The sequence below is a fragment of the Halopseudomonas sabulinigri genome, from assembly GCF_900105255.1.
In the GTDB taxonomy this organism is placed as follows: Bacteria; Pseudomonadota; Gammaproteobacteria; order Pseudomonadales; family Pseudomonadaceae; genus Halopseudomonas; species Halopseudomonas sabulinigri.
In genome coordinates this window covers 2556096-2578131 of sequence record NZ_LT629763.1, presented here as the reverse complement: position 1 = coordinate 2578131, position 22036 = coordinate 2556096, and the positions used below count along the sequence as shown (strand labels likewise).

At 62.3% G+C, this 22036-nt stretch carries 23 protein-coding genes; 7 read left to right on the top strand and 16 right to left on the bottom strand.

Annotated features, from left to right (window positions below):
• Positions 1-288: 288 nt before the first annotated feature.
• On the bottom strand, positions 289-684 hold the full coding sequence (locus BLU26_RS18600; RefSeq protein WP_157719357.1) for a zinc ribbon domain-containing protein: 396 nt from the start codon (positions 682-684) through the stop codon (positions 289-291).
• Between the two features lie 562 nt (positions 685-1246).
• On the opposite strand from BLU26_RS18600, the gene BLU26_RS11610 reads away from it, so the two are divergent.
• The 4 genes from BLU26_RS11610 (at position 1247) to BLU26_RS11595 (ending at position 4965) form a co-directional block, all read left to right on the top strand.
• Positions 1247-1795: a sigma-70 family RNA polymerase sigma factor gene (locus tag BLU26_RS11610; protein WP_092286835.1), complete on the top strand. Its 549-nt coding sequence runs from the start codon at positions 1247-1249 to the stop codon at positions 1793-1795.
• Positions 1792-2511 (top strand): anti-sigma factor, encoded by a 720-nt coding sequence (locus tag BLU26_RS11605; RefSeq protein ID WP_092286833.1) that lies wholly within the window; start codon positions 1792-1794, stop codon positions 2509-2511. The genes BLU26_RS11610 and BLU26_RS11605 overlap by 4 nt, the downstream gene beginning before the upstream one ends.
• Positions 2512-2813: 302 nt before the next feature.
• On the top strand, positions 2814-3593 hold the full coding sequence (locus BLU26_RS11600) for a DUF4394 domain-containing protein (protein ID WP_092286831.1): 780 nt from the start codon (positions 2814-2816) through the stop codon (positions 3591-3593).
• A gap of 247 nt (positions 3594-3840) precedes the next feature.
• Positions 3841-4965: a Fic family protein gene (locus BLU26_RS11595; protein WP_092286829.1), complete on the top strand. Its 1125-nt coding sequence runs from the start codon at positions 3841-3843 to the stop codon at positions 4963-4965.
• Between the two features lie 70 nt (positions 4966-5035).
• On the opposite strand, the gene BLU26_RS11590 is transcribed toward BLU26_RS11595, so the two are convergent.
• The 5 genes from BLU26_RS11590 to BLU26_RS11570 all read right to left on the bottom strand — a co-directional run bounded on the left by BLU26_RS11590 (position 5036) and on the right by BLU26_RS11570 (position 9916).
• Positions 5036-5776 carry a sulfite exporter TauE/SafE family protein gene (locus tag BLU26_RS11590; protein ID WP_092286827.1) on the bottom strand — a complete coding sequence of 247 codons (741 nt, stop codon included), beginning with the start codon at positions 5774-5776 and terminating at the stop codon, positions 5036-5038.
• Positions 5777-5783: 7 nt separating this feature from the next.
• On the bottom strand, positions 5784-6569 hold the full coding sequence (locus BLU26_RS11585; RefSeq protein WP_092286825.1) for an SDR family oxidoreductase: 786 nt from the start codon (positions 6567-6569) through the stop codon (positions 5784-5786).
• Positions 6570-6711: 142 nt separating this feature from the next.
• On the bottom strand, positions 6712-7641 hold the full coding sequence (locus BLU26_RS11580) for an SDR family oxidoreductase (RefSeq protein WP_092286823.1): 930 nt from the start codon (positions 7639-7641) through the stop codon (positions 6712-6714).
• Between the two features lie 2 nt (positions 7642-7643).
• A complete protein-coding gene (locus BLU26_RS11575; RefSeq protein WP_092286821.1) occupies positions 7644-8591 on the bottom strand; it encodes a bile acid:sodium symporter family protein in 948 nt (315 codons plus the stop codon).
• A complete protein-coding gene (locus BLU26_RS11570; protein WP_092286819.1) occupies positions 8588-9916 on the bottom strand; it encodes a flavin-containing monooxygenase in 1329 nt (442 codons plus the stop codon). Before BLU26_RS11570 ends, BLU26_RS11575 begins: the two co-directional genes overlap by 4 nt.
• A gap of 104 nt (positions 9917-10020) precedes the next feature.
• Between BLU26_RS11570 and BLU26_RS11565 the strand changes: the two genes are divergently transcribed.
• Complete coding sequence (locus BLU26_RS11565) at positions 10021-10986, top strand: AraC family transcriptional regulator (protein WP_092286817.1); 966 nt, start codon at positions 10021-10023, stop codon at positions 10984-10986.
• A 141-nt stretch (positions 10987-11127) separates the two neighbouring features.
• Here BLU26_RS11565 and BLU26_RS11560 read toward each other — a convergent pair whose 3' ends face one another.
• From BLU26_RS11560 to wrbA, 9 genes are all read right to left on the bottom strand, one after another.
• Positions 11128-11610 (bottom strand): nucleoside deaminase, encoded by a 483-nt coding sequence (locus BLU26_RS11560; RefSeq protein ID WP_231701934.1) that lies wholly within the window; start codon positions 11608-11610, stop codon positions 11128-11130.
• 74 nt (positions 11611-11684) lie between these two features.
• Positions 11685-12476 (bottom strand): ABC transporter permease, encoded by a 792-nt coding sequence (locus tag BLU26_RS11555; protein ID WP_092286813.1) that lies wholly within the window; start codon positions 12474-12476, stop codon positions 11685-11687.
• The gene (locus BLU26_RS11550; protein ID WP_092286811.1) at positions 12457-13242 is read right to left on the bottom strand and encodes an ABC transporter ATP-binding protein; all 786 of its coding nucleotides are present in this window, start codon (positions 13240-13242) and stop codon (positions 12457-12459) included. Before BLU26_RS11550 ends, BLU26_RS11555 begins: the two co-directional genes overlap by 20 nt.
• A gap of 3 nt (positions 13243-13245) precedes the next feature.
• Positions 13246-14241, bottom strand: a complete 996-nt coding sequence (locus BLU26_RS11545; protein ID WP_092286809.1) for an ABC transporter substrate-binding protein — start codon at positions 14239-14241, stop codon at positions 13246-13248.
• A 263-nt stretch (positions 14242-14504) separates the two neighbouring features.
• Positions 14505-15455, bottom strand: a complete 951-nt coding sequence (locus BLU26_RS11540) for a DMT family transporter (protein WP_092286807.1) — start codon at positions 15453-15455, stop codon at positions 14505-14507.
• Entirely contained in the window at positions 15452-16255 is an 804-nt protein-coding gene (locus tag BLU26_RS11535; RefSeq protein ID WP_092286805.1) for an ABC transporter permease, read from the bottom strand. Before BLU26_RS11535 ends, BLU26_RS11540 begins: the two co-directional genes overlap by 4 nt.
• On the bottom strand, positions 16252-17139 hold the full coding sequence (locus tag BLU26_RS11530) for an ABC transporter ATP-binding protein (RefSeq protein ID WP_092286803.1): 888 nt from the start codon (positions 17137-17139) through the stop codon (positions 16252-16254). The genes BLU26_RS11535 and BLU26_RS11530 overlap by 4 nt, the downstream gene beginning before the upstream one ends.
• 67 nt (positions 17140-17206) lie before the next feature.
• Complete coding sequence (locus BLU26_RS11525) at positions 17207-18229, bottom strand: ABC transporter substrate-binding protein (RefSeq protein ID WP_092286801.1); 1023 nt, start codon at positions 18227-18229, stop codon at positions 17207-17209.
• 211 nt (positions 18230-18440) lie between these two features.
• Positions 18441-19097, bottom strand: coding sequence for an NAD(P)H:quinone oxidoreductase (gene wrbA / locus BLU26_RS11520; protein WP_092286799.1), 657 nt, complete (start codon positions 19095-19097; stop codon positions 18441-18443).
• A 153-nt stretch (positions 19098-19250) separates the two neighbouring features.
• On the opposite strand from wrbA, the gene BLU26_RS11515 reads away from it, so the two are divergent.
• The gene (locus BLU26_RS11515) at positions 19251-20222 is read left to right on the top strand and encodes an isopenicillin N synthase family dioxygenase (RefSeq protein WP_092286797.1); all 972 of its coding nucleotides are present in this window, start codon (positions 19251-19253) and stop codon (positions 20220-20222) included.
• The gene (locus tag BLU26_RS11510; RefSeq protein ID WP_092286795.1) at positions 20215-20958 is read left to right on the top strand and encodes an alpha/beta fold hydrolase; all 744 of its coding nucleotides are present in this window, start codon (positions 20215-20217) and stop codon (positions 20956-20958) included. The genes BLU26_RS11515 and BLU26_RS11510 overlap by 8 nt, the downstream gene beginning before the upstream one ends.
• An 81-nt stretch (positions 20959-21039) precedes the next feature.
• On the opposite strand, the gene BLU26_RS11505 is transcribed toward BLU26_RS11510, so the two are convergent.
• Positions 21040-22029: an ABC transporter substrate-binding protein gene (locus tag BLU26_RS11505; protein WP_092286793.1), complete on the bottom strand. Its 990-nt coding sequence runs from the start codon at positions 22027-22029 to the stop codon at positions 21040-21042.
• Between the last annotated feature and the right edge of the window lie 7 nt (positions 22030-22036).

The window sequence follows — 22036 nt, the reverse complement described above, 5'->3', positions numbered from 1 at the left end:
GGGGAATGCTTGCCCATTCCCCTCTAACAACTCCCCAGGGCACCCAGCTGCGCGGCCCTGCGGGTTCGCTGCGTTGCTCAAGCTGCCGGGGACACTTGCAAACTCGCTGCGCTCAGACACCGCAAGCGCCTTTTTCCCGGCAGCTCTGCGCTACTCGCCCGCGCAGATGGGATTTGGGTCCGAGTGGTGCCGGATAGTTCTGCTTAACGCCCGGCTTTGGGGCGGACTTGTAGCCGCGAAGCGGCGGAAAGGCCGTCCCAGCCCCGCAGGGGCGACAACAGCCGATTGTTAGGACTTCCGCTTTGCTGAGCCATGGCCAAAGTGTTCGGAGAGCGGCTCTTCACAACGGTGAATGATCTCTCCGGTTTTTGGATCGGTCACTATTTCTTGGTACGTATCATTGTCACGGTCAATAGTTCTCGTTTTATGAACCATGCTTTGTAATTTATGGCTCCGTTGCCACCCAACAAACGTTTCCCACCGAACTTTTCTTTTTCCGGGATGCTTGGGATCTTTGGACTGAGCACCCCATGAGTCGTAGAGATTAACTCCTTCAAACATCGACATATTTATATATCTTTCCGTTGAACCACAGCTCGGACATGGATAATTTTTGTTAGCTGTTAAGGCTTCATCAAGCTGAAAGTGACAGTCTTTGCAGAAAGTGCCGTCTTCATTTCGCATGTATCTGTCCTAACAGTGATTAGATAGAACGCTGCGTTAATACGCGGTATAACGTGCGTGGAAAATAACTAGATACTTGTTTTTTATCAGTCACTTGTGCGTGCTCATGCTGTTATTCCTCACGTTAAACTGCGTGCGATATAAGTCCATTATGGCTGCGCACGCGCGTCACAACGCTGCCTTGGCCAGCAACGGGCGGGGCGTTTGGTTTTGTGGGTTGGGGTCGTCAGGAATCCGTGCCTCCAGAAAGGGGTCTGTAAAAAACAGTTACTGGCATAGTGCTACGCTTTGGTTGGTTTGCCAACCCTGTTTTTGACCAGTGGCGGTTGCGGTTAACCCTTCTCCCTTGTGAGCCGAATAGCGGCTTTATTCGGCTCACGGACTCGTCGTTCTTCGCTACATATCGTTGACCTCTGCTGCGGGGTGAGCGGCTGACGCTGTGCGGGCCACCGAAACAATTCCTCACGAATTCCCCACTTTATTTCACTGCGCGACATCCGTAATGCCTGCTCGGGGGTATAGCCTGCAGGGACGGAACGGCGATTGAGTACAGGAAGCGGGTATGGCAGACAGCGAGTTTGATTACGAGGGCACTCTGGAGGCCTGTGCGCGGGGTGATAAGGGCGCGTTTGCGCGGCTTTATCAGCGCGAGGCGGGGCAGTTGCTGGGGTTGGCCATTACCTTGCTGGGGCGGCGGGATCAGGCGGAGGACTGTTTGCACGATGCGCTGGTGAAGGTGTGGCACAACGCGGATCGTTTTGATCGCTCGCTGGGTCAGGGCCGTGCCTGGATTTACAGCATTCTGCGTTACCGGGCGCTGAATCAGTTGCGCAGTCGCGGGCGGCTGGTTGATACCGACGACGGCTTTATCGAGCAGATGGCCGATGACGGTGCGCAGGCAGAAGACATCGCCAGCGAGCAGTCGGACGGCCGTGAGCTGCGGCGTTGTTTGCGGCAGCTGGAGCGCCCACGTCGCCATCCGATCCTCTTGGCCTTTTACCGGGGCCTGACCCATGAACAGATTGCCAGTCGGCTGTCCACGCCGCTGGGCACTATCAAGGGACGTATCCGCGCCGGACTACGCGCATTGCAGGAGTGTTTGCAGGCATGATTCCAGAGGCAATTGAGCCGCGTCGGGCGTTGATCGGCGAATACGTGCTGGGCCTGCTCGAAGAGCCGGAGGCCAGCGAGGTGCGCGCGTTGATTGCCCGCGACCGCGAGGCCGCGCGCATGGCGCTGGAGTGGGAGCAACATCTGCTGGAACTGGCGGACGAGCTGCCAGCGCAAAGCCCTTCGTTGGTATTGTGGGAGCGGGTGCAGCAGAGCCTGGGTTGGGCCCCTGCAGCGCAGGCTAACGCCGCTGAGGGTGCCGCCGGTTGGTGGAACAGCCTTGGCCTGTGGCGCTTGACCAGCGGCGCGCTGGCGCTGCTGGTACTGCTCAGTTGGCTGCCCGGTGTGCTGCGTGATGCACCGAGCGGCGACAGCTTCACCGCCGTGCTGCAGGTACCGGGTGAAAGCGCCAAGCCGGGCTGGGTGGTGACGGTCGATGGCGATGGCACGCTGAAGCTGCAATCGCTGGTGGCCGACGCCATACCGGCGGGTCGCAGCGTGCAGTTCTGGACGCTGATCGACCCCAAGGACGGGCCGCGTTCACTGGGCCTGATCGAGCCGGGCAAGGGCGTTACCCTGAGTGCCGAGCAGATTGGCGCCGTGCAGGCCGGGCAGCTGTTTGAGCTGACGCTGGAGCCGCAGGGCGGCTCGCCGTTGGATCGACCTACCGGGCCGGTGTTGTATATCGGGCGGGCGGTACTGATCGCGAGTAACTAGGCGGTATCTGCGCCTGGCTGGCGAGCAGCGCCGCCGGGTGCCGGGGGCGTCAGGGGGAGATGGGCAAGCCTCTTCCTCTTTCTGGCCGGGAGGCGTAACCGGCACTCAACTGGCCAGCCAATCCCCGGAAATCGCTGGCTGCTGAGCTTTATCAGGGGGCGGCGCAAATGCGGCGCCGCAAAATTTATTTTCATCCGCCGACATCCAAACCCAATCCCCGCGGGTATTAGCTAACAGGTGACTTACAAAGCACCCAGCTGGATGGGCCAAGCCCATCACCCATTGAATGCGAGGAATCACAGATGAATACGTTCAACAAACTGCTCCTGACCACCTCACTCACACTCGCCGCCGGCACTGCCAGCGCCGCCCACCTGCTGGCGCTGAGCGAAGACGGCATGCTGCACAAAATCGACAGCGATACCCTCAAAGTGACCGCCAGTATGCAAGTAGATGGCGCCAGCGACTTGCGCGGCATAGACGTACGCCCTGCCAACGGCACGCTCTACGCCCTCGGCGGCGGTGACCAGCTGTACACCATTGATGCCGCCACCGGCAAAGCCACCGTCGGCGCCAAGCTGAGTTCAGCGCTGCCGGGCAGTGAGCATGCAGTCGTCGACTTCAACCCCAAGGCCGACCGCCTGCGTTTGCTGGCCGCCGATGGCACCAACTACCGCGTCAACGTAGAAACCGGTGAAGTCGCCACCGACGGTAGCGTGGCCTACGCTGCCGATTTCAAGCACGACAACATGATGGAAAAAGTGGTGGCCGGCGCTTACACCGACTCTTTCGCCGGCACCGAAAAAACCGAGCTTTACACCATCGACCTTTCCAGCGGCATGCTGATGCTGCAGGATCCGCCGAACGACGGCGTACAGAAACCGGTAGGTGAACTGGCCAAAGGCCTGGACGCCGCGGCGATGGACATCGCCAGCGACGGCAAAGGTGGCAACACCGCCTACGTACTGGCCAACGGCACCCTGCACACCGTGGACCTGAAAACCGGCACACCCACCGCGCTGGGGATGGTTGCCGACCTGCCAGAGAACATTATCGATATCGCCGTATGGCCTGAGATGTAATTCGGTTATTGCAGCCGTAACCAGAAACCCCGCGCCATTGCGCGGGGTTTTTTGTTGAATGGCTGTCGTCCTGGCCACCAGGCTCGTGCGCATTCAGAGGACCCGCTAACGTCGCCTACAACGAAAAGTGTCGCGCTCAAGAGGGTCGATCTCCAAGCCTGGCATTTGAGCCGATTAGCCGGTAAATTCGGCTCATAACGTGAGCCGAATAGAGTGGCTATTCAGCTCATTAACTGTTGGGAAGCCGATGCAAACAGCATTCTGGATATGGCAGCAAGCGGATTGGCCGCGCTTTGTATGGCAAACGGAGCGCCTGGCGCCGTTGCTGCGTGCCTGTACTCAGGCTCAGGGCCGACTGCTGGGGATGGCGGGCGCGGTCGAGGCCGACGAAGAGGCGCGCACTAGTCTGGATGCACTGCTGCAGAACATCATTACATCCTCCGCGATCGAGGGCGAAACGCTTAACGTGCAGTCGGTGCGGTCATCCCTCGCACGGCGGCTGGGTTTGGCGCCCGAGGGCAAAGTCAGCGCGCGCAGTGAGGGGCTGGCAGACCTCATGCTGGATGCCACCACCAATCTGGCGCAACCCCTGAGTGCCGAGCGGCTGTTTGCCTGGCATGCCTGTTTGTTCCCCAGCCAAGGGGCGTCGCTGTCGCGTCCGATTCACGTGGCGGCGTTGCGTGGCGATGATCCCATGCAGGTGGTTTCCGGCAGATTGGACAACCCCAAGGTGCATTTTGAAGCACCACCACGTGAAGGGCTGGAATTGGCGCTGGATGCCTTCCTGACCTGGTTTGACGCAAGCCGTCGCGACGACACGCTTGATCCGTTGTTGCGCGCGGGTATCGCGCATTTCTGGTTTGTCACCCTGCACCCGTTTGACGACGGCAATGGCCGACTCACCCGCGCCATCACCGATCTGGCGCTGGCCCAAGCCGAGCCGCAGGCTATTCGGCTACATGCCATGTCGGCCAGTATCCTGGCCAACCGGGCGGGCTACTACCGCATTCTGGAAGCCAGCCAAAGAGGCGGATTGGACATTACCGATTGGCTGGAGTGGTTTCTCACTACCCTGCTGCACAGCCTGCAGGAGGCGTTGGCGCGTATTGAGCGGCTGCTTGCAAAGGCGCGTTACTGGCAAAAGCGCCGCACCCTGGCCTTGTCTGTCGAGCAAAAAAAGGTATTAAACCGATTGCTGGATGGCGGCGAGCGCGGTTTCGAACAGGGCATCAGCGCAGCGCAATATCAGGCCGTGGCCAAGGTATCCAAGGCGACGGCAACGCGGCATCTGGCTGACTTGCTGGACAAGGGCTGCATCGAGCGCCTGCCGGGCGGTGGGCGGAGTACGCGGTATCAGGTCCGGTGGGGTTGATTGCGCTGCGAGTTTATAAAGGCCTCGCATCGTGGCCGGGAGGGTCGAGTTCCAACTCGACCAGCCGCGCTCACACCACCGCCTTACCCAACAACAACCCCCCCGTCACCACCAGCAACGAATAAATCACCTGCCGAAAGCGCTGCTCGTTCAGGCGGTGATGCAGAAACTCGCCCAGCAGTACGCCGATCACCAGTAGCGGCAGGTAGCTGAGAATATGCGGCACGCTGGGCAGCAGGCTGCCGTCGAGCAGGAACAGGAGGGTCATGCTGCTGTTGAGGCCAAACCAGACGCTGATCAGGGTGGCGCGCAGTTTGCTCTTGTCCAGTGTGGTGCCGGCCAGGGCGTAGACCAGCAGCGGGCCGCCGGAGGCGAACAGGCCGTGGGTGACGCCGGCGCCGAGCGTTAGGCTGCGGCTGAGCCAGCCGGGATGGGCGGCACTTTCATGGCCGCGAAACAGGCGCAGTAATTCACGCCCGGCAAACCAGAGCACCAGCAGACCGAACAGTCCCTTGAGCAGCTGGCCGTCGAGCCAAGGCCGCAGGCCGTAGCCAAGCAGCATGCCGAGCAGCATCAGCGGCAGAATCAGCTTGAGCAGCAACGACCATTGGATGTGCTGACGGTTGCGCCAGGCCAGATAGCCGCTCATGAAGATATTCAACGGCACCAGAACCGGTAGCATCTCGGGGATGGGCAGCAGCAGTGCGCCGAGTGACAGTGCTATAACGATGCTGCCGAAGCCGGTAATGGCTTCGATGGTATAAGCCAGCAGGATAAAGACACCCAGCCAGATCCAGGGGTCGACGATCATTGAGCCCTCAACTTAGCTCTCCGGCAAAACGTTTGCGTACCTGACGCAAGTAAAGCGCCGGGGCGAAGCGCCAGAGCAGGCTGCCGAATTTCGACACCGGCTCGGGCAGCAGCCAACGTTGCCCGTTTGCGAGCGCTTTGTCGATCAGTTCTACCATCCATTCCGCGCTGCGCATGCCGCCGACCATGGAGCGCGCGTGGCTGGCGGGCTTGCCATCCTTGCCCAGGGCGTTGTGCTCGATGGGCGTGTCGAGAAAGCTGGGGTAGACCATCAACACGTGGATGCCGTCGGCTTCCAGCTCCAGCCGCAGCACCTCGAAGAACTGGGTCAGCGCGCCCTTGGCGGCGCAGTAGGCGGCGCGCCCCGGCACCGGCATCCAGCCGGCCATGGAGCCGATGCAGAGAATCTCGCCACGGCTGGCGCGCAGCAGCGGCAACGCCGCCATGGTCAGTTCCACCGGGCCCTGCCAGTCGACCGCCATGACCTTGCGGAACACCGCCGGGTCAGTCTTGTGCGCGGGTGAGCGGTGGGTAATACCGGCGTTGTTGACCAGCCTATCCAGCCGGCCAAACTTTTGTTCGGTGGCGCCGATCAGGCGCTGGATGTCTTCGGCCTGGGTGATGTCGGCGACCACCGTGAGCACCCGCTCTGGCGCGTTGAGCTGAGCTTCGCGCTCGGCCAGCAGTTCGGCGTTGATATCGGCCAGTACTAACTGGTGGCCGGCGGCAAACCAGCGCTGCGCCATGGCCCAGCCCAGGCCGGAGGCGGCACCGGTGATCAATATTGTCTTCATGTTGGCGTATTCTTTTATTGTTGTTTGATGTGAGCTGAACAGTTCCTGCGCTGCAAAGTCGCTCCGCCCGGGAAGGTCGAGTTCCAACTCGACCCGCGAGCGCGCCGCAGCACCTTGGCCGAGTAGGAACTCGGCCTTCCCGTCAGCGCCGCAGCCCCCGGGCTTCGACAAAAAAATCGAAGGTCTCGGCCGAGGTTTTCTGCAGCTGATAGCCGAACTCGTTCTTCAGCCGCTGATTGCTCAGCACCGGGCGGTAGCGCAGAAAGTTGATCTGCTCGGGGCCGGTGGGTTTGCCTAGCCATTTGGCGACTTGCAGTGCGCTCTTCAGCACCCAGGGCGCAAGAGTGAGCGTCGGCTTGTTCAGCCGTTGGGCGATTTCGCGCATAGTCAGGGCGCCATCGCCGGCCATGTTGTAAATGCCGCGCTTGTCTTCGCGGATGCCCATTTCCATGGCGGCAAGCACGTCCTGATCCCAGATGAACACAAAGGGCGAGTCGCTGCCCTTGATGGTCAGTACGCGCTTGGCTTCAAACAGCCCGGTGATCTGGTTGCGGGTGTCCGTGCCCAGCACGGTGCCGGGGCGGAAGATCAGTTGCTGCAGCTCGGGGTGGTTGCTGCGGAAGGTGGCCAGCAACTCTTCCACCTGCCGCTTGTGATCGGAATAGGCAAACTCGGCGTTGCCGCGAATGGCGTCGCCTTCGTCAATCCAGGTCGGATTGTCTGGGTAATAGCCGTAGGCCGCACCCGAGCTGGTGACCGTCAGGTGCTGCACGCCGGCTTCGATGCAGGCGCGCAGTACGTTGCGGGTGCCGTTGACGTCGATATCAAAGTCACGTTCGCGGTCCTTCGAGGCTTGCAGAACGGAGGCCAGGTGCACCACGTGGGTGATCTGCTTTTGCTTCAGCAGCGCCGCCAGTTCGCGGTCGCGGATATCCATGATCTGCAGTGGGAAGTCGACGTCATCGCGGCTGCGCAGGTCGGTGCCCACCACGTGATAATCCTTGGCCAGGCGGTTCCCGAGCTGATGGCCGATGTAACCGGCCGCGCCGGTGATAAGAATGCGTTTGCTCATGCTTACAGGCTCTGTTCTGCGCCGCGCTGGGCGGCAAGGTGTTGTGCGTGTTCGGCGGCGCGGCGGCTCTGGCGTGACCAGATCTGAGACAGGGTCAGCCCGGAAACCAGATGCCAGGTGCCCCAGAAGGCAGTGATCAGCATCATGCCGCCGGCCTCGGGGAAAAAGGTGAAGAGGATTACCAGCCCCAGCCCGGAGTTCTGAATACCCACCTCCATGGTCACCGCGCGGCGGTCGGCCACCGGCAGCTTCATCAGCCGCGCCATGCCGTACCCCAGCGACAGCGCCAGCAGGTTGTGCGCCACCACCAGCCAGAAGAAGCTGTTGAAGCGCTCGATAAACAGCGCGAAGTTGTTGCTGAAGGCAATGCCGACAAAGCCCAGAAATACCAGCAACGAGATCACCCGCAGCGGCTTTTCACTGCGCTGGGCCAGCTGCGGCCAGCGCCGGCCACTGAGCATGCCGAGAACCAGCGGCACCGCCAGCACCAGCAGCACGATCAGCAGAATGCTGCCCGGCTCCAGGCTGATCTGCGTGAGGTAGGCGCGGGTATGCGGGTTGAGCCAGCCGTAGAAGGCAAAGTTGAGCGGTGTTAGCACGGTGGCAGCCAGGCTGGAGATAGCCGTCATGCTGACCGACACCGCCACGTTGCCCTTGCCCAGCCAGGTCATCACGTTGGAGAAGCTGCCGCCGGGGCAGGAGGCAACCAGGATCATGCCCAGCGCCAGCTCGGGGTCAATGCGCAGCACCCAGGTCAGCAGGCAGGTGGCCAGCGGCAGCAGCAGAAACTGCGCAAACAGACCGGCCACCGGTGCTACCGGCGCCTTGAGGAGGCGTTTGAAGTCGTCCAGCTTGAGCGTCAGCGAGACGCCAAACATCATCCCGGCCATGATGATGTTGAGCAGAATCAGGCTGGCCGGATCAAATTGGATCGGCAGCGCGCCGCTCATGTGGCGGCTACCGGCTGCGGCGCGTGCTGCTCAAGCCCGGCTTCAAGCTCGGCAATGTGCTGCTTGAGGGCCGCCAGGTAGGCATCCTTGTTGACGTAGTAGGCCATGCGCGCCAGCTTGATGTAGTCGTAGCCGCCGTCCAGACTGGCTGTGGCCTGCGTGCGCTTGATCTGGTCAAAGGTGAGCGCGGCGGCGCTGCACTGCTGGCGCTGGTGAATGTAGAGCGCGGCCAATCGCGCTTGCAGATTGCGCCCTTCCCAGCCCAGCCCGGCCGCTTCGATCATGCCCATCATGAATAGGTTGTGGTATTCGGGGTGGAACACGTTGAGGTACAGCTGCGGCGCGTCAAGCTGGGCCGGCCAGTTCAGATGCTGACGGTCCACAAAGGGATAATCGAGCTGGTAGCCAGTGGCGAGCAGGATCAGGTCGTACTCGGCGCTTTCGCCGTCGACAAAATCCACTTCATTGCCGTTCAGGCCCTGAATGTCGCGGCGCGCCTTGATATCGCCATGCCCCAGGTGATGCAGAATCAGCGAGTTGACCACCGGGTGCGACTCGTACAGGCGGTAGTCCGGGTCGGGCAGGCCGTAATCCGATGGCTTGCCCATGATGAAGCGGATCAGCGCCGCATCCACGCGTTGTTTGAGTTTGCGCGGCAGCTTGAACTTGCCGCCCAGGGTATCGATAGGCCGACCCTTGAGAAACTTGGGCAGAAAGTAATAGCCGCGGCGCAGGCTCATATCCACCGATTTGGCATGGTGCACCGCATCCACGGCAATGTCGGCGCCCGAGTTGCCGCAGCCGACGATGAGCACGCGCTTGTCCTTGAATACCGAAGGGTCGCGGTACTCGCTGGAGTGCATGATGCGGCCAGCGAACTCGCCCGGCAGCTGTGGCCGGTTGGGCGTGTGCAGGGTGCCGTTGGCAATCAGCACGCCTTCCACGTGGCGGCTTTGCTGCTCACCGTTGCGCTCGGTCACCAGCTGCCAACCACCGCTCTGCGGGCTGATGCTGATCACCCGGGTGTTGAATTCGTAGTGGCGATACAGATCAAAATGCGTGGCGTAGTCGCGGAAATAGCGTTTCAGTTCGCTGTGGTGCGGGTAGCTGGCCACCTCCTCGCCCATGGGGAACTCGGCGAACTCGGTCATCCGCTTGGAGGAAATCAGGTGCGCGGTCTCGTACATGGTGCTGTGCGGGTTGTCGATGTCCCACAGGCCGCCCACATCGTTGTTCAGCTCCAGGCCGACGAAGGGGATATCCAGTTTCTGCAGGTTGCGGGCCGTGGCCAGACCCATGGGGCCGGCGCCAATGACAGCGTACATGTGGTGTGCTCCGATCAGGGACATTGTTGTTATGATGCAGAGTCTAGCTAATCAGCCTGTGCGGGTATCGCACCAAACGGGACAGGAAACCGGCAATTCACGCCATGTCAGACGACACCCACAGCGTCACCCCACTCTACGCCCAGGCGCTGCTGCAGTCCGCAGCGCGGCATGGCGTGGCTCTGCCCGCGCACTTGTGTTCGCGGCTGCAGGCGCGCGAGCGCATACCGCTGGCGGTGCAGGATGAACTCTGGGAAAGCTATTGCGCCCTGCTGCCCGACCCGCTTGCCGGGCTGCGCCTGGGGCTGGATATTCAGGTGGGGCATCTCGATAGCGCCGGCATGCTGCTGGTCACCTGCGACACTCTGGGCGAGGCGCTGGAGCAATTGGTGGAGTACGCCCCGGTGATTGGTGCCGGCGGTGATTTCAGCCTGCAGCAGCAGGGCGCACTGGCCTGGATCGAATACCAGCCGCATCTGGCGGTACGTCAGGCCGAGCGAGTCGAGGCCGTGCTGGCCACGCAGCTGAACCTGACGCGCTGGTCGACCGGCGGGCGCTTCCAGCCGCATAGCATTCACTTTGCCCATGCGCCGCTCAGCGCAGAAGCCGACTACCGTGAGCTGGTCGATTGCCCGCTACAGTTCAACGCCGGCCACAACCGCCTCAGCTTCAGCGTCGACCAGCTGTCGCTGCCACTGATTCAGGCCAACAGCGCGCTGCGTGAGCATCTGCGCCAGCTGGCCGATGAAACGCTCGAAGCCCTCGGCCAGCACAGCCTCAGCGCCGAAGTCCAGCGCGCCGTGCGGCTGCAGCCGCGCTGGGGCAAGGAGCGCATCGCCGAGCAATTGAACATCAGCGGTCGCCACCTGAACCGCAAACTGGCCGAGGAAGGCCTGTCGTTCAAGGCGCTGCGCGAGAACGTGCTGCAGGAAATGGCCTGCCAGGCGTTACAGGGCAAGCAGAGCGTGGCGCACATTGCCGAACAGCTCGGCTTTTCGGACGAGAACGCCTTCGTTCGCGCCTTCCGCCGCTGGCAGGGCATGACCCCGGCGCGTTACCGGCAAGGTTGATTGCCAGGGTTGAGAACTAGAGGGTCTCGCCAGCGGGGCGCGGCGTTGCCGGTAAGGTCTGACAGCATCTCTAGCGCCGTGGCCAGCCCCACCGCCGCTGGCCGGGAGGCACCCGCCTCCCTTCCGGTTCCGGCTTGAGGGTCAGTCTTTCCAGAACTCGAAGTGCACCTGGGCGGATTCTTCTTCCAGTAGCGGGCCAACCACCTCGACCTTGCGCTGACCGGACTCGAACACGGTGCGGCAGGGCAGATCCAGGGTGGGGTTTTCCGGGTGGTTGCCGGTGAGTTCTTTCAGGCGCTTTTCGCTGGCGCCGTAGACCACGCGGCCAACGCCGGCCCAGTACACCGCGCCGGCGCACATGGCGCAGGGCTCGGCGGAGGTGTACATGGTGCAGCCGGCCAGCACTTCTGGTGAGTAAGTGGTGTTGGCGCGGGTCATCAGCACCCGCTCGGCGTGGCCGGTCATGTCGTGATCGGGCAGGAAAGCGTTGAGCTGCTCCATCAGCACCTTGCCGTCGGCATCGACGAGGATGGCAGCGAAGGGGTGGATGCCCTGCTCGGCGGCTTGTTCGGCCAGGCGGAAGCTGTCACGCAGAAAGTGGATGTCGCGTTCGGTATGGCTCACAAAAATGGTCCTTGTTGCATCTATTGCTGGATGTAGGGCGTGGCCGGGCAGTGTTTGTAATGCCCGGCAGCGACTTATTTTTTCTTCGGCAGGCTCCAGGCGAAGAAGATCTGCTGGGTCCATTGCACCGACTTGAACAGCAGCAGGCTGACAATGGCGAGGAAGAACAGACCGGCAAAGGCCTGCGGAATCTTGAAGAACGAGGTCGAGAACTGGATGAAATAGCCGAGCCCTTCTTCGGCGGCGACAAACTCGGCCACCACGGCGCCGATGATCGCCAAGGTGATCGCTACCTTGAGGCCGCTGAAGATGTGCGGAATCGCGTAGGGAATGCGGATCTGCCAGGTTTCGCGGCGGGTCGGTGCATCCAGCGAGCGGCTCAGCTCGATCAGTTCTCCCGGCGTCTCGTTGATCCCGGTGGCGGTAGAGACCACCAGCGGGAAGAAGGTCAGCAGGCAGGTAATCAGCACGCGCGAGGGATCGTCCGAGCCCATCATGACGATGATCAGCGGCGCGACCGCGACCACCGGCGTGGACTGGATCACCACCAGCAGCGGGTAGAGGGTGCGCGAGAGAAACTCCGAGCGCATCATGGCAATGGCCAACGGAATGGCGATCACGATCGACAGCGCAAAGCCCATCAGCGCCACGCGCAGCGTAGCCCACAGATGCATCATCCAGCGGCTGAATTCAACGTCGAAAAAGGCGCTGAAAATCGCCGAGGGTGCCGGCAATACGTAGGTCGGCAGCTCGAAGACGCGGCAAACCACCTCCCAGAGCACGATCAAGCCCACAAAGAATAGCCAGGGCGAGAGGTTCAACAGCAGCGCGCGGCGCGCGGCGGCGTCAGTGGGCGTCTGGCTCATAGATATGTTTCCTTATGCGGTCAGTCAGCTCGCTGAAGCGGGGATGTTTGATGGTCTCGGGGCTGCGCGGGCGCGGCAGGTCTACTTCTATCAGGTCCAGCACACTGCCGGGTCGCTTGCTCATGACCAATACGCGGTCGGCCAGCAATACGGCTTCGGAAATCGAGTGGGTGATGAACAGCACCGTCTTGGGCTGTTCGTCCCAGATTTTCAGCAGATCGAAACCGATCTGTTCACGGGTCATGGCATCCAGTGCGGAGAATGGTTCGTCCATCAGCAGAATGTCGGGATTGAGCAGCAGCGCGCGGACAATGCCCACACGCTGTTGCATGCCGCCGGACAACTCGTCCGGCATCTTGTCGGCAAAGGCCTCGAGCCCAGCCATGGCCAGCAACTCGTTGGCGCGCTTTTCATCCTGCGCGCCATAGCGGCCAAACTTGTGCTTGAGCGGAAAGAGCACATTCTTGCGAACGCTCAGCCACGGCAGCAGGGTCGGCTTTTGAAACACGATGCCAACGTCGTCACGGGGGCCGTTGACCTGCTTGCCGAATACGCTGACTTCACCCTCGCTCGGCACCAACAGGCCGGACACCATGCGCAGCAAGGTACTCTTGCCGCAGCCGGAGGGGCCCACCACCGCCACAAACTCGTGGCGGTTGATGTCGAGGTCGATGTTCTGCACCGCCATCGGACTGCCGGGGGTGGGGTCGTAGCGATGACCCACTCCCGCCATCCGCACAAAGGCGCGTTCGCTAGTGTGCTCCATGTGTTACTCCGCAGCAGGCATGAAGTCGCGGTTGACGATGGTTTCCGGATCAAGCGAGTCGACGCTCAGCTCGTTGGCCTCGGCGACCCACTTCCAGGTGGTGGCGATGCGCTCGGGCGTCATGCTGCCCAGGCCGTCGGCCTTGCTGATGTCGTTGAACACCAGTTCCATGGAGTCGCCGATTTGTGCGGTAGCAACGGCGGCGTCGACTTCAGGCACCATGGTGTGCAGGTCAGCTGCGGCCTTTTCCGGGTGCTCATTGGTAAAGCGCAGCGACTTGTCGAAGGCACGCATGAAGCGCTTGGCCACGTCCGGGCGCTCGCCGAGGAACTTGTCGCTGGCGACCACAGCGGAGCTGTACAGCGAGAGACCGGCGTCGGACCAGCGGATCACGTTGATGTCCTTGCCGGCGGCCGCGGCCTGTTGCTTGAACAGGGCGATGTTGGTGACCCAGGCGATGATGGCGTCGGTGTTGCCGGTGACCAGCATCGGGCCCAGGGCGCCCGGATCGGATTTGGTCAGGCTGACCGCGTCAGCGGGCATATCGTTGGCTTTCAGCACCAGCGGCAGGAAAGCATTGGATGAGGTGAACGGTGAGGTGGCGACCTTTTTGCCAGCGATGTCGCTGAAGCTCTCGATGCCGGAGTCAGACAGCGAGAAGAAAGCGTGCGGGCCCTGGTTGAAGATCATGTAAACGGCGCTGACCGGCACGGTATCCTGCGCGCGGGCGGCCATCAGGGCGCCAATGTCGGCACTGCCGATGTCGGCCTGCCCGGTGGCGATCTTGGTGATAGCGTCGGTGGAGCCGCGGCCGCTGGCGATGCTGACCTCCAGCCCCTCGTCGGCAAAGAAGCCCTGCTGTACGCCAACGTAGACCGGGGCCTTGTCGCCACCGGGCAACCAGTCGAGCTGGTAGGTAACCTTATCGGCAGCTGCTGCCATACCGCTGGCAGACATGGCGATGACCATCGCCAGAACGCCGGATGCTTTCTTTAACATAGTCTTTCTCCACAGGGGTTTAGTGTTTGGCTTTATATCCTGACCACTTGGGCAGGTTTTAGTGATGAAGAGCAAATTGCGGGCCAGCTTGGCGTGGTGCCAGTAAATACGCCGCAAAACCCTGCAATCAGCGGGTTCAGGCTCGCAGCGCGGCGGCTACAGAGGTAGCCAGCGCGGGCCAGGGTCAGGAATTGTGCACAGAGTTGGTGCGCCGCCCCATGGCTGGGCGCGACCGGAGTGCGCCCAGCCACGGGGCTGGCGCCTCAGCTGCCGGTGGTTTCGGCCTCGCGCCGCGTGCGCAGCGCCTGTCGCCGATCGCCCAGGCCGACTACCAGAATGCCCCCGGCTATCAGCGCAAAGCCCACCAGGTCGGTATGGGTAGCCTGTTCGTGCAGAAACAGACTGGAGGTGAGCAGCCCTACCGCCGGCACTGCCGCCGAGCTGACCGAGAGGCTCACTGCCGGCAGCGAGCGGATCGCCGCTACCTGCGCCGCGACACAAAGGCCGGAGGCCACCGCACCGCTGAAAACCAGCTGCCAGGCGAACGCCGGCTCCCAGATAATTGCGCGCGGGTCCTCAAAGAAGAGCGCGAAGGGCGTGAGTACCACCACCGACACCAGCACCTGCCAGGGGATCAGCGACAGCACGTCGCCCTGCCAGTGGTGCTTGCGCACGTGGATCAACCCCACCGTCCAGACCAGGGTGGCGAGCATGATAAGGCCGCCGCCAATGAACACCTTGGGATCATCCCAACCCAGCGACAGCGGGTTGAATACCGTCAGCAGACCCGCCAGCCCCAGGCCCACGCCCAATGCGCGTGGTGCGGTAAAGCGCTCCCCCAGGAACAGCGCCGCCGCCGGCACCACCCAGATCGGCGTGGTATAGGCGAGGATCGCCGCCCGTCCGGCGGGCAGAAACTGCAGCCCCAGGGTCACCAAAGAGATGAACGCCATGTTCTGCAATACACCGACCGAGAACAGCACCGGCCAATCGGCGCGCGGCGGCAGGCGCAGAATGCCCATGGCTGCGGCGATGCTGAACATGGTGATCGCGCCCAGCGCCATGCGCATGGCGGTGAACAGCAGCGGTGGGCTGTTTTCCAGCCCCAGCTTGAGGATCGGGAAGTTCAACCCCCAGGCCAGTGCCGTAAAGCCCAGCAGCAGGTAACCCAGGCCAAAGGAATAGCGCTGCGTGGCTGGGTTGATGCGGCTCAATGTTCCACTTCCAGCGCGCTCTCGTGCCAGTTGCGCAGGGCGCGGTCAGACAGCCAGACCATCAGCGCGAACAGCGCAATACCGGTCAGGGTAATCAGTACCAGCGCGGCAAACATGCGCGGAATCTGCAGGTTGTAGCCCGATTGCAGAATCAGGTAGGCGAGGCCGGCCTTGGCGCCGCCGGTGCCGGCGACAAATTCCGCTACCACGGCGCCAATCAGTGCCAGACCGCAGCTGATCCGCAGCCCGCCAAAGAAGTACGGCAACGCGCCGGGGATGCGCAGCCGGGTCAGCTCCTGCCAGCGGCTGGTGCGGTACATGCGGAACATGCTGAGCAGGTTGGGATCAACGCTGCGCAGGCCCAGGGTGGTGTTGGAAATGATCGGGAAGATGGCAATGATCACCGCACACACGGTCAGCGCCCAGGTGGTGTCATCGACCCAGATGATAATCAGCGGGGCAATAGCCACCACCGGCGTCACCTGCAGCAGTACCGCGTAGGGGAACAGACTCAGCTCGATCCACTTGCTCTGGATAAACAGCAGGGAGGCGGCGACGCCCAGCACCACGGCAATCACGAAGGCCAGCAGGGTGATCTTCAGCGTCATCATCAGCGCGTTGAGCAGGGTGGCCCAGTCGGTGACCAGCGATTTCATGATCTCGATTGGCCCCGGCAGTATGTACTTGGGCATTTCAAAGGCCACCACGGCGATCTGCCAGAACAGCAGAAAGAACACGCCCACCACCAGCGGCGCGGCGATCTTGACGAAGTTTTCGTTCTGAATCAGCGGCGCTTTCATGCCGATTTCTCCTGCGTTGCACCCGTGCTTGCGCCCATGGCGCTGGCGCGCTCCAGTGCCTGTGAGACCTGACGGCAATAACCGGCAAACTCGGTAGAGACGCGGAAATCGGCATTGCGCGGGAAGGGTTGGTCGATCTTGATGTCGTCGACGATGCGCCCGGGGCGCGCCGCCATCACCACCACGCGGCTTGATAGATACACCGCCTCATAAACGCTGTGGGTGACGAAGACGATGGTCCAGCCGTTTTTCTGCCACAGTTTGAGCACGTCATCGTTGAGTTTGTTGCGGGTCATCTCGTCCAGCGCGCCGAAGGGTTCATCCATCAGCAACAGGTTTGGCTCGGTGACCATGGCGCGGGCAATCGAGGCACGCATCTGCATACCGCCGGACAGCTCGCGCGGGAAGGCGTTGTCGAAACCCTTGAGGCCGACCATCTCCAGCGCCTGGTCGATCTTCTGCTCGGTCGCCGGGCCGCTCTGGTGCTCCAGATCCAGCGGCAGGCGCACATTCTTGCGTACCCGTGCCCAAGGCATCAGGGTGGCGTTCTGAAACACGAAGGCCAGCTTGCGGCCCTTGTCGCCGACGACGTCGTAGTCCTGTTCCCAGAACTTGACGCTGCCGGTGGTCACATCGCCCAGTCCGGCCATGATGCGCAGCAGGGTACTCTTGCCGCAGCCGGAGGGCCCCAGCAGGCTGACGAATTCGCCCTGGCGTACGGTCAGATCCGCGCCCTTGAGCGCGACCGTGCCGTTGGCGTAGATCTTGTTCACGCCTTCCACCTGCAGCACCGGGCGACCGTTGCTGCTGCCGGCCTTGGCGCTTGGCTCATCGGCGGGCACCGGATTGCTGGGTTTCAGGGGGGTGACTCTGGAAGAGGTCATCTTGTGCTCCCGTGGGCGGCCTGCCGGGCAGGCCACCGTTATCTGGAAAGGGTCAGGTTGCTGCCGTTCAGGGCAGCACCGGCTCCTTGGGCAGGAAGTCGAGGCTGTAGACGTCGTTGATGTCCAGGTCCTTGTCCACCAGACCGGCAGTCAGCATGAACTCGCGGATCTTGGCCCAGCGCGCATCGGTCATCACGCCAATGCCGCCGCTGGTTGCGTCGCCGCCGGTGACCAGACCGTATTCCTTCATCTTCTCGATGCCGTAGGCGATCTGCTCATCGGTCATTTCCGGGTTGGCTTCCTGAATCAGCTCGTTGCCCGGTGCCGGGTCGTTGAAGTAGCTCGCCCAGCCTTCCATGCTGGCCTGTACAAAGCGGCGCACCAGATCAGGATTTTCCTCGATCATCTTGTCGGTGGTTTCGATGGTGGTGGCGTAGGCCGGGTAGCCGTAGTCGGCGAGCAGGAAGACAGACGGCTTCACACCGGCTTTTTCCATCGCAAAGGGCTCGGACGAGAGGTAGCCCTGCTGCACGATGCTGTCGTCAGCCAAGAAGGGCGCCACGCTGAAGGTATAGGGGCGAATCATGTCATCGGTGTAGCCATACTTGGACTTCAGCCAGGGCCAGAAGGTGGTGTTGGCGAAGGCGGCGATGTACACCGGCAGGCCCTCTTCCTTGATCTGCTCCAGCGAGGTGATGTTGGGGTGGGCGATCAGCGCCTGGGGGTCACCCTGAAAGGCCGCGGCCACGGTTTTTACCGGCAGACCCTCTTCCACCGCCTTGATGTTGCCGATCGGGTAGCCCATGGAAAAGTCGCGCTTGCCGGCCACCAGCAACTGCATGCCATTGACCTGCGGGCCGCCCATTTCGATGGAGACATCCAGACCGTACTTTTCATAAATCCCGGTGGCCTTGGCCTGATAGAAACCGCCATGCTCGGCCTGGGCGAACCAGTTGGTACCAAACACCACTTCGTCCAGATCGGCTGCCATGGCAGGTGATGAAAGACTGCCGGCCACCGCCAGCGAACCGGCCAGCAGTGACAGGCTGCGTTTGGCGGAGGAGATCAGGGGCTTACGTGTGTCGCGCATATTCATACTCCAGTGGATTTTATTAGCTGACCATTTATTCAATATTTTCTGGAGAGCAAGCAGCGTGCCACATGGCTGAAAGCGCTTGTTTTGTATTTCCTGATCAATTGGTCAGTAAATTTATGCACTGGATTGCGACAGTGATCACGATGGCTGCACCGTCAGTGCGCAAAAAATGATCACCGTCGTCGCATGCGTGAACGGAGCACCGTCAGTGCGCCTGACCCGCGGCCAGGTCAACCGAGGACGGTTCCGGGATGATCTGTGCGGCCAGCCTCGCCACCCTGGCACCGAGCGCACGGCCGATCGCCAGCTCACCGGCATCTACTCCCAGGCTGCCGTCAAAGCCGGTCACGGCAGAGGCGCCGTAGGGCGAGCCGCCGCTGCGGGTGTGTACCAGTTCCGGCACGCTGTGCGGTACGCCCGCGAGTACCATGCCGTGCTGCAAAAACGGCAGCAGCAGATTGAGCAGGGTCATTTCGTTGCCCGAGTGCATGCCCCCAGTAGAGGTGAAGGCTGCGCCTACCTTGCCGATCAGCGCGCCCTGGCGCCACAGCGGCGCAACCTCGTCGATAAAGGCGCGCAGTGGCGTGCTCATCAGGCCGTAGCGCGTGGGCGAGCCCCAGATGATGCCCGTGGCCCACTCAAGATCGGCCGCGTTGGCCTGCGGCAGGCTGCGGTATTCGGTCTGCGCGGCGATGAAATCGGCACGTTCGGTATCCACGCTGAATTCCGGCTCGCTGAGCGCCACACGGCACAGGCGTACCTCTGCCTGCTCAGCGGCGGCGCCTTCAGCGATGGCCTTGGCCAGTGCCAATGTGCTGCCATAACGGGAGTCGACAACGATGCAGATGCGCGACGGTTTCATGAATGCTCCTCGGGTAATTGATGGTGGATTGGTGCGCCGGTAAAGGAATTCGGCACGCCGCTGCGCATTGGCATGCAATATGAATACCTGACCAGCTGGACAGTAAAAATGAGCAGGGCAACCTGCACTCACCAGAGAGGAGACCAGGCAACCATGGCGGCACAGCAATCATCCCCGGCACACGGCCTGCCGATCATCGACCTGAGCGCGCTGTTCGCCGCTTCGGCCGAGGCCAAGGCGGCAGTAGGTCGCGCCCTGCGCGAGGCCTGCGAGCACACCGGGTTTTTCTATATCAGCGGCCATGGCATTGATCCGGCGCTGATTCAGCGTGTTATTGTGCAATCGCAGGCCTTCTTTGCCCAGCCCATGGCGACCAAGCTGCAGACCGACAAGGCGCAATCCAAGGCCAACCGCGGCTATGAAAAGCTCGGCGGGCAAACGCTGGAGCCGGGTATGCCGCCGGACCTGAAGGAGGGCTTCTATATCGGTGAAGAACTGGCCGAGGATCACCCGCGGGTGCTGGCCGGGCGCTTCAATCAAGGGCCGAATCAGTGGCCGGTCGAGCTGCCTGCGTTCCGCCCGGCGATGCAGGGTTACTACGACGCCATGCTGACGCTGAGTGAGCGGATCATGGCCGGGCTGGCGCTGTCGTTGCAGCTGCCGGAAGACTTCTTCGCCGATTTCTGCCATGAGCCGTTGTGCACCCTGCGCTTGCTGCACTACCCGCCGCAACCGGCCAAACCCCTGCCCGGTGAAAAGGGCTGCGGCGCGCATACCGACTTTGGCGGCATCACCATATTGCTGCTGGATGACAAGCCCGGCCTGCAAGTGTGGGATGCCAAGGGTGAACGCTGGATGGATGCGCCGCCGATCCCCGGTACCTTTGTGGTCAATCTGGGCGACATGATCGCGCGCTGGACCAACGACCGCTACCGCTCCACCCTGCACCGGGTGGTGAACACCTCTGGCGCCGAGCGCTATTCGGTGCCCTTCTTCTACAGTGGCGCTCCCGAACACGAGGTGCGCTGCCTGCCGGTTTGTCTGGCGGCGGGTGAGTCGCCCAAGTACCCGGCCACCACGGTCGAACAGCACCTGCAGGATATGTACCGGAGGACCTATGTCTGAGCAGCCCACCTTCGTCCTGATTCACGGCGCCTGGGCTGGCAGCTGGGTTTGGGACAGTCTGCGCGCTGTGCTGCAAGGCCAGGGCCACAACGTGGTCACCCCGGATATGCCAGGCAACTCGCGTAACCCCGCCACGCCCGAGCAAATCACCATGGCGGGCTGCTTGCGTGCGGTGGAAGACAGCTGCGCCGGTGTCAGCGGACCGCTGCTGATCGTCGGGCATTCCGGCGGCGGCGTGATTGCCACCCAGGCAGCCGAGGCACTGGCCGAGCGAGTGGCGGGCGTCGCCTACATTGCCGGCATGATGCTGCCCAGCGGCCTGGGTTTTGCCGAGCTGGCCGCAGAAGCGCAAAAGACTCACCCCGAGGCCGTCGGTATCTGGCCCTATCTGCGCTGGAGCGAGGATCGCCAATGGTCCAGCGTGCCCGCCGAGACGGTCTGCGAGGTATTTTTGCAGGACTTGCCGCGTGAGCAGGCAATGGCGGCGGCGCAGCTGTTTTGCGCCCAGCCGGAAGGCACCCGCGCGCTGGTGGCTGAATGGACGCCGGAGCGCTTTGGCCGCCTGCCGCGTCTGTATATCGAGGCCACCCAGGACAGGTCAGTCGTCCTGCCGGTACAGCGGCGCATGCAGCTGCTGGTGCCGGGGGCCGAGGTGGTCAGCCTGGATTGTGGGCACGTCCCGCAGGTGGTGGCGACCGATGCGGTTGCCGATGCGCTGCTGGCGTTCGCCAGCTAAACGGGAAGGCCGAGTTCCAACTCGGCCACGCAGGATGTGCGGTGGTCTGGTGGTCGAGCAGATGCTCGACCTTCCCAGTGTTTACTCCGCGCCGTACAGAGCCTTGACGAAGGTCAGATCAAAGGCCTTCTGCCACTCCAGATCCGCCGGCAAGGTCTCGGCCTTGACCATATCGTCGAAGAACGACTGCCAGTGCGCCTCGGTCATGTTGCCGTATTTTCCACCCTCGGCATCGCCGGCCAGCAGAATATTGTCTTCCTGCAGCTTGGCGATGCTGTAGGCCAGCAGGTCGTCCTGCATCTCGGGGTTATCCTGCTTGATCAGCGCATTCGCCGGCGCGGGGTCCTTGAAGTAGGCGGCCCAGCCCTCGGCGGTAGCCATTACCATCGCCTGCACCACCTCGGGATTCTCATCCACCATCTTCTGCGTGACGTCCAGCGTGCAGGAGTAAGCGCCCCAACCAAAGTCCGCTAGCAGCAGGCTCTTGCCCTTCACACCGGCCTTGTCGAGAAAGTAGCCATCGTTGGTGATGTAGCCCTGCTGCACCGCCTCGGGGTCAGCGATAAACGGCCCCAAGCTGTAATCGTAGGGACGTAGCTGATCGTCACTATAGCCAAATTCGGCTTTCATCCAGGGCCAGTAGGCAACCCGGCCGGCGGTGGGCATGCGAATGCCCTTGCCTTCCAGGTCGGCCAAGGTGTCGACTCCGGCGCCCTCGTGCACGATCAGCGTCTGCGGGTCTTTCTGGAACCAGGCCGCGACCGTGACCATGGGGATATCCTGCTTGACCGCGTTCAGCGACTGCAGCGCATAGCCCATGCTGAAGTCGGTCTTGCCGGCCATCAGCAACTGCACGTTGTTCACCTGCGGTCCGCCCATCTTGATGGTCACATCCAGCCCGTGTTGCTCGTAGATGCCGGCGGCCTTGGCGGCGTACAGCCCACCGTGTTCGGCCTGGGCATACCAGGTGGTGGTGACGGTGATAGGCGTCAGGTCGGCAGCGCTTGCGCTCGCGGCGCTGAAGCCCAGGGCAAGCGCCAGGGCGGTGAGTTTCAATCCTCTTTGTTGCATGGGTGGT

What these genes read in the sequence shown, in the direction of transcription:
- BLU26_RS18600 (WP_157719357.1), bottom strand. Translation starts at nt 684, where the DNA reads ATGCGAAATGAAGACGGCACTTTCTGCAAAGACTGTCACTTTCAGCTT.
- BLU26_RS11610 (WP_092286835.1), top strand. Translation starts at nt 1,247, where the DNA reads ATGGCAGACAGCGAGTTTGATTACGAGGGCACTCTGGAGGCCTGTGCG.
- BLU26_RS11605 (WP_092286833.1), top strand. Translation starts at nt 1,792, where the DNA reads ATGATTCCAGAGGCAATTGAGCCGCGTCGGGCGTTGATCGGCGAATAC.
- BLU26_RS11600 (WP_092286831.1), top strand. Translation starts at nt 2,814, where the DNA reads ATGAATACGTTCAACAAACTGCTCCTGACCACCTCACTCACACTCGCC.
- BLU26_RS11595 (WP_092286829.1), top strand. Translation starts at nt 3,841, where the DNA reads ATGCAAACAGCATTCTGGATATGGCAGCAAGCGGATTGGCCGCGCTTT.
- BLU26_RS11590 (WP_092286827.1), bottom strand. Translation starts at nt 5,776, where the DNA reads ATGATCGTCGACCCCTGGATCTGGCTGGGTGTCTTTATCCTGCTGGCT.
- BLU26_RS11585 (WP_092286825.1), bottom strand. Translation starts at nt 6,569, where the DNA reads ATGAAGACAATATTGATCACCGGTGCCGCCTCCGGCCTGGGCTGGGCC.
- BLU26_RS11580 (WP_092286823.1), bottom strand. Translation starts at nt 7,641, where the DNA reads ATGAGCAAACGCATTCTTATCACCGGCGCGGCCGGTTACATCGGCCAT.
- BLU26_RS11575 (WP_092286821.1), bottom strand. Translation starts at nt 8,591, where the DNA reads ATGAGCGGCGCGCTGCCGATCCAATTTGATCCGGCCAGCCTGATTCTG.
- BLU26_RS11570 (WP_092286819.1), bottom strand. Translation starts at nt 9,916, where the DNA reads ATGTACGCTGTCATTGGCGCCGGCCCCATGGGTCTGGCCACGGCCCGC.
- BLU26_RS11565 (WP_092286817.1), top strand. Translation starts at nt 10,021, where the DNA reads ATGTCAGACGACACCCACAGCGTCACCCCACTCTACGCCCAGGCGCTG.
- BLU26_RS11555 (WP_092286813.1), bottom strand. Translation starts at nt 12,476, where the DNA reads ATGAGCCAGACGCCCACTGACGCCGCCGCGCGCCGCGCGCTGCTGTTG.
- BLU26_RS11550 (WP_092286811.1), bottom strand. Translation starts at nt 13,242, where the DNA reads ATGGAGCACACTAGCGAACGCGCCTTTGTGCGGATGGCGGGAGTGGGT.
- BLU26_RS11545 (WP_092286809.1), bottom strand. Translation starts at nt 14,241, where the DNA reads ATGTTAAAGAAAGCATCCGGCGTTCTGGCGATGGTCATCGCCATGTCT.
- BLU26_RS11535 (WP_092286805.1), bottom strand. Translation starts at nt 16,255, where the DNA reads ATGAAAGCGCCGCTGATTCAGAACGAAAACTTCGTCAAGATCGCCGCG.
- BLU26_RS11530 (WP_092286803.1), bottom strand. Translation starts at nt 17,139, where the DNA reads ATGACCTCTTCCAGAGTCACCCCCCTGAAACCCAGCAATCCGGTGCCC.
- BLU26_RS11525 (WP_092286801.1), bottom strand. Translation starts at nt 18,229, where the DNA reads ATGCGCGACACACGTAAGCCCCTGATCTCCTCCGCCAAACGCAGCCTG.
- wrbA (WP_092286799.1), bottom strand. Translation starts at nt 19,097, where the DNA reads ATGAAACCGTCGCGCATCTGCATCGTTGTCGACTCCCGTTATGGCAGC.
- BLU26_RS11515 (WP_092286797.1), top strand. Translation starts at nt 19,251, where the DNA reads ATGGCGGCACAGCAATCATCCCCGGCACACGGCCTGCCGATCATCGAC.
- BLU26_RS11510 (WP_092286795.1), top strand. Translation starts at nt 20,215, where the DNA reads ATGTCTGAGCAGCCCACCTTCGTCCTGATTCACGGCGCCTGGGCTGGC.
- BLU26_RS11505 (WP_092286793.1), bottom strand. Translation starts at nt 22,029, where the DNA reads ATGCAACAAAGAGGATTGAAACTCACCGCCCTGGCGCTTGCCCTGGGC.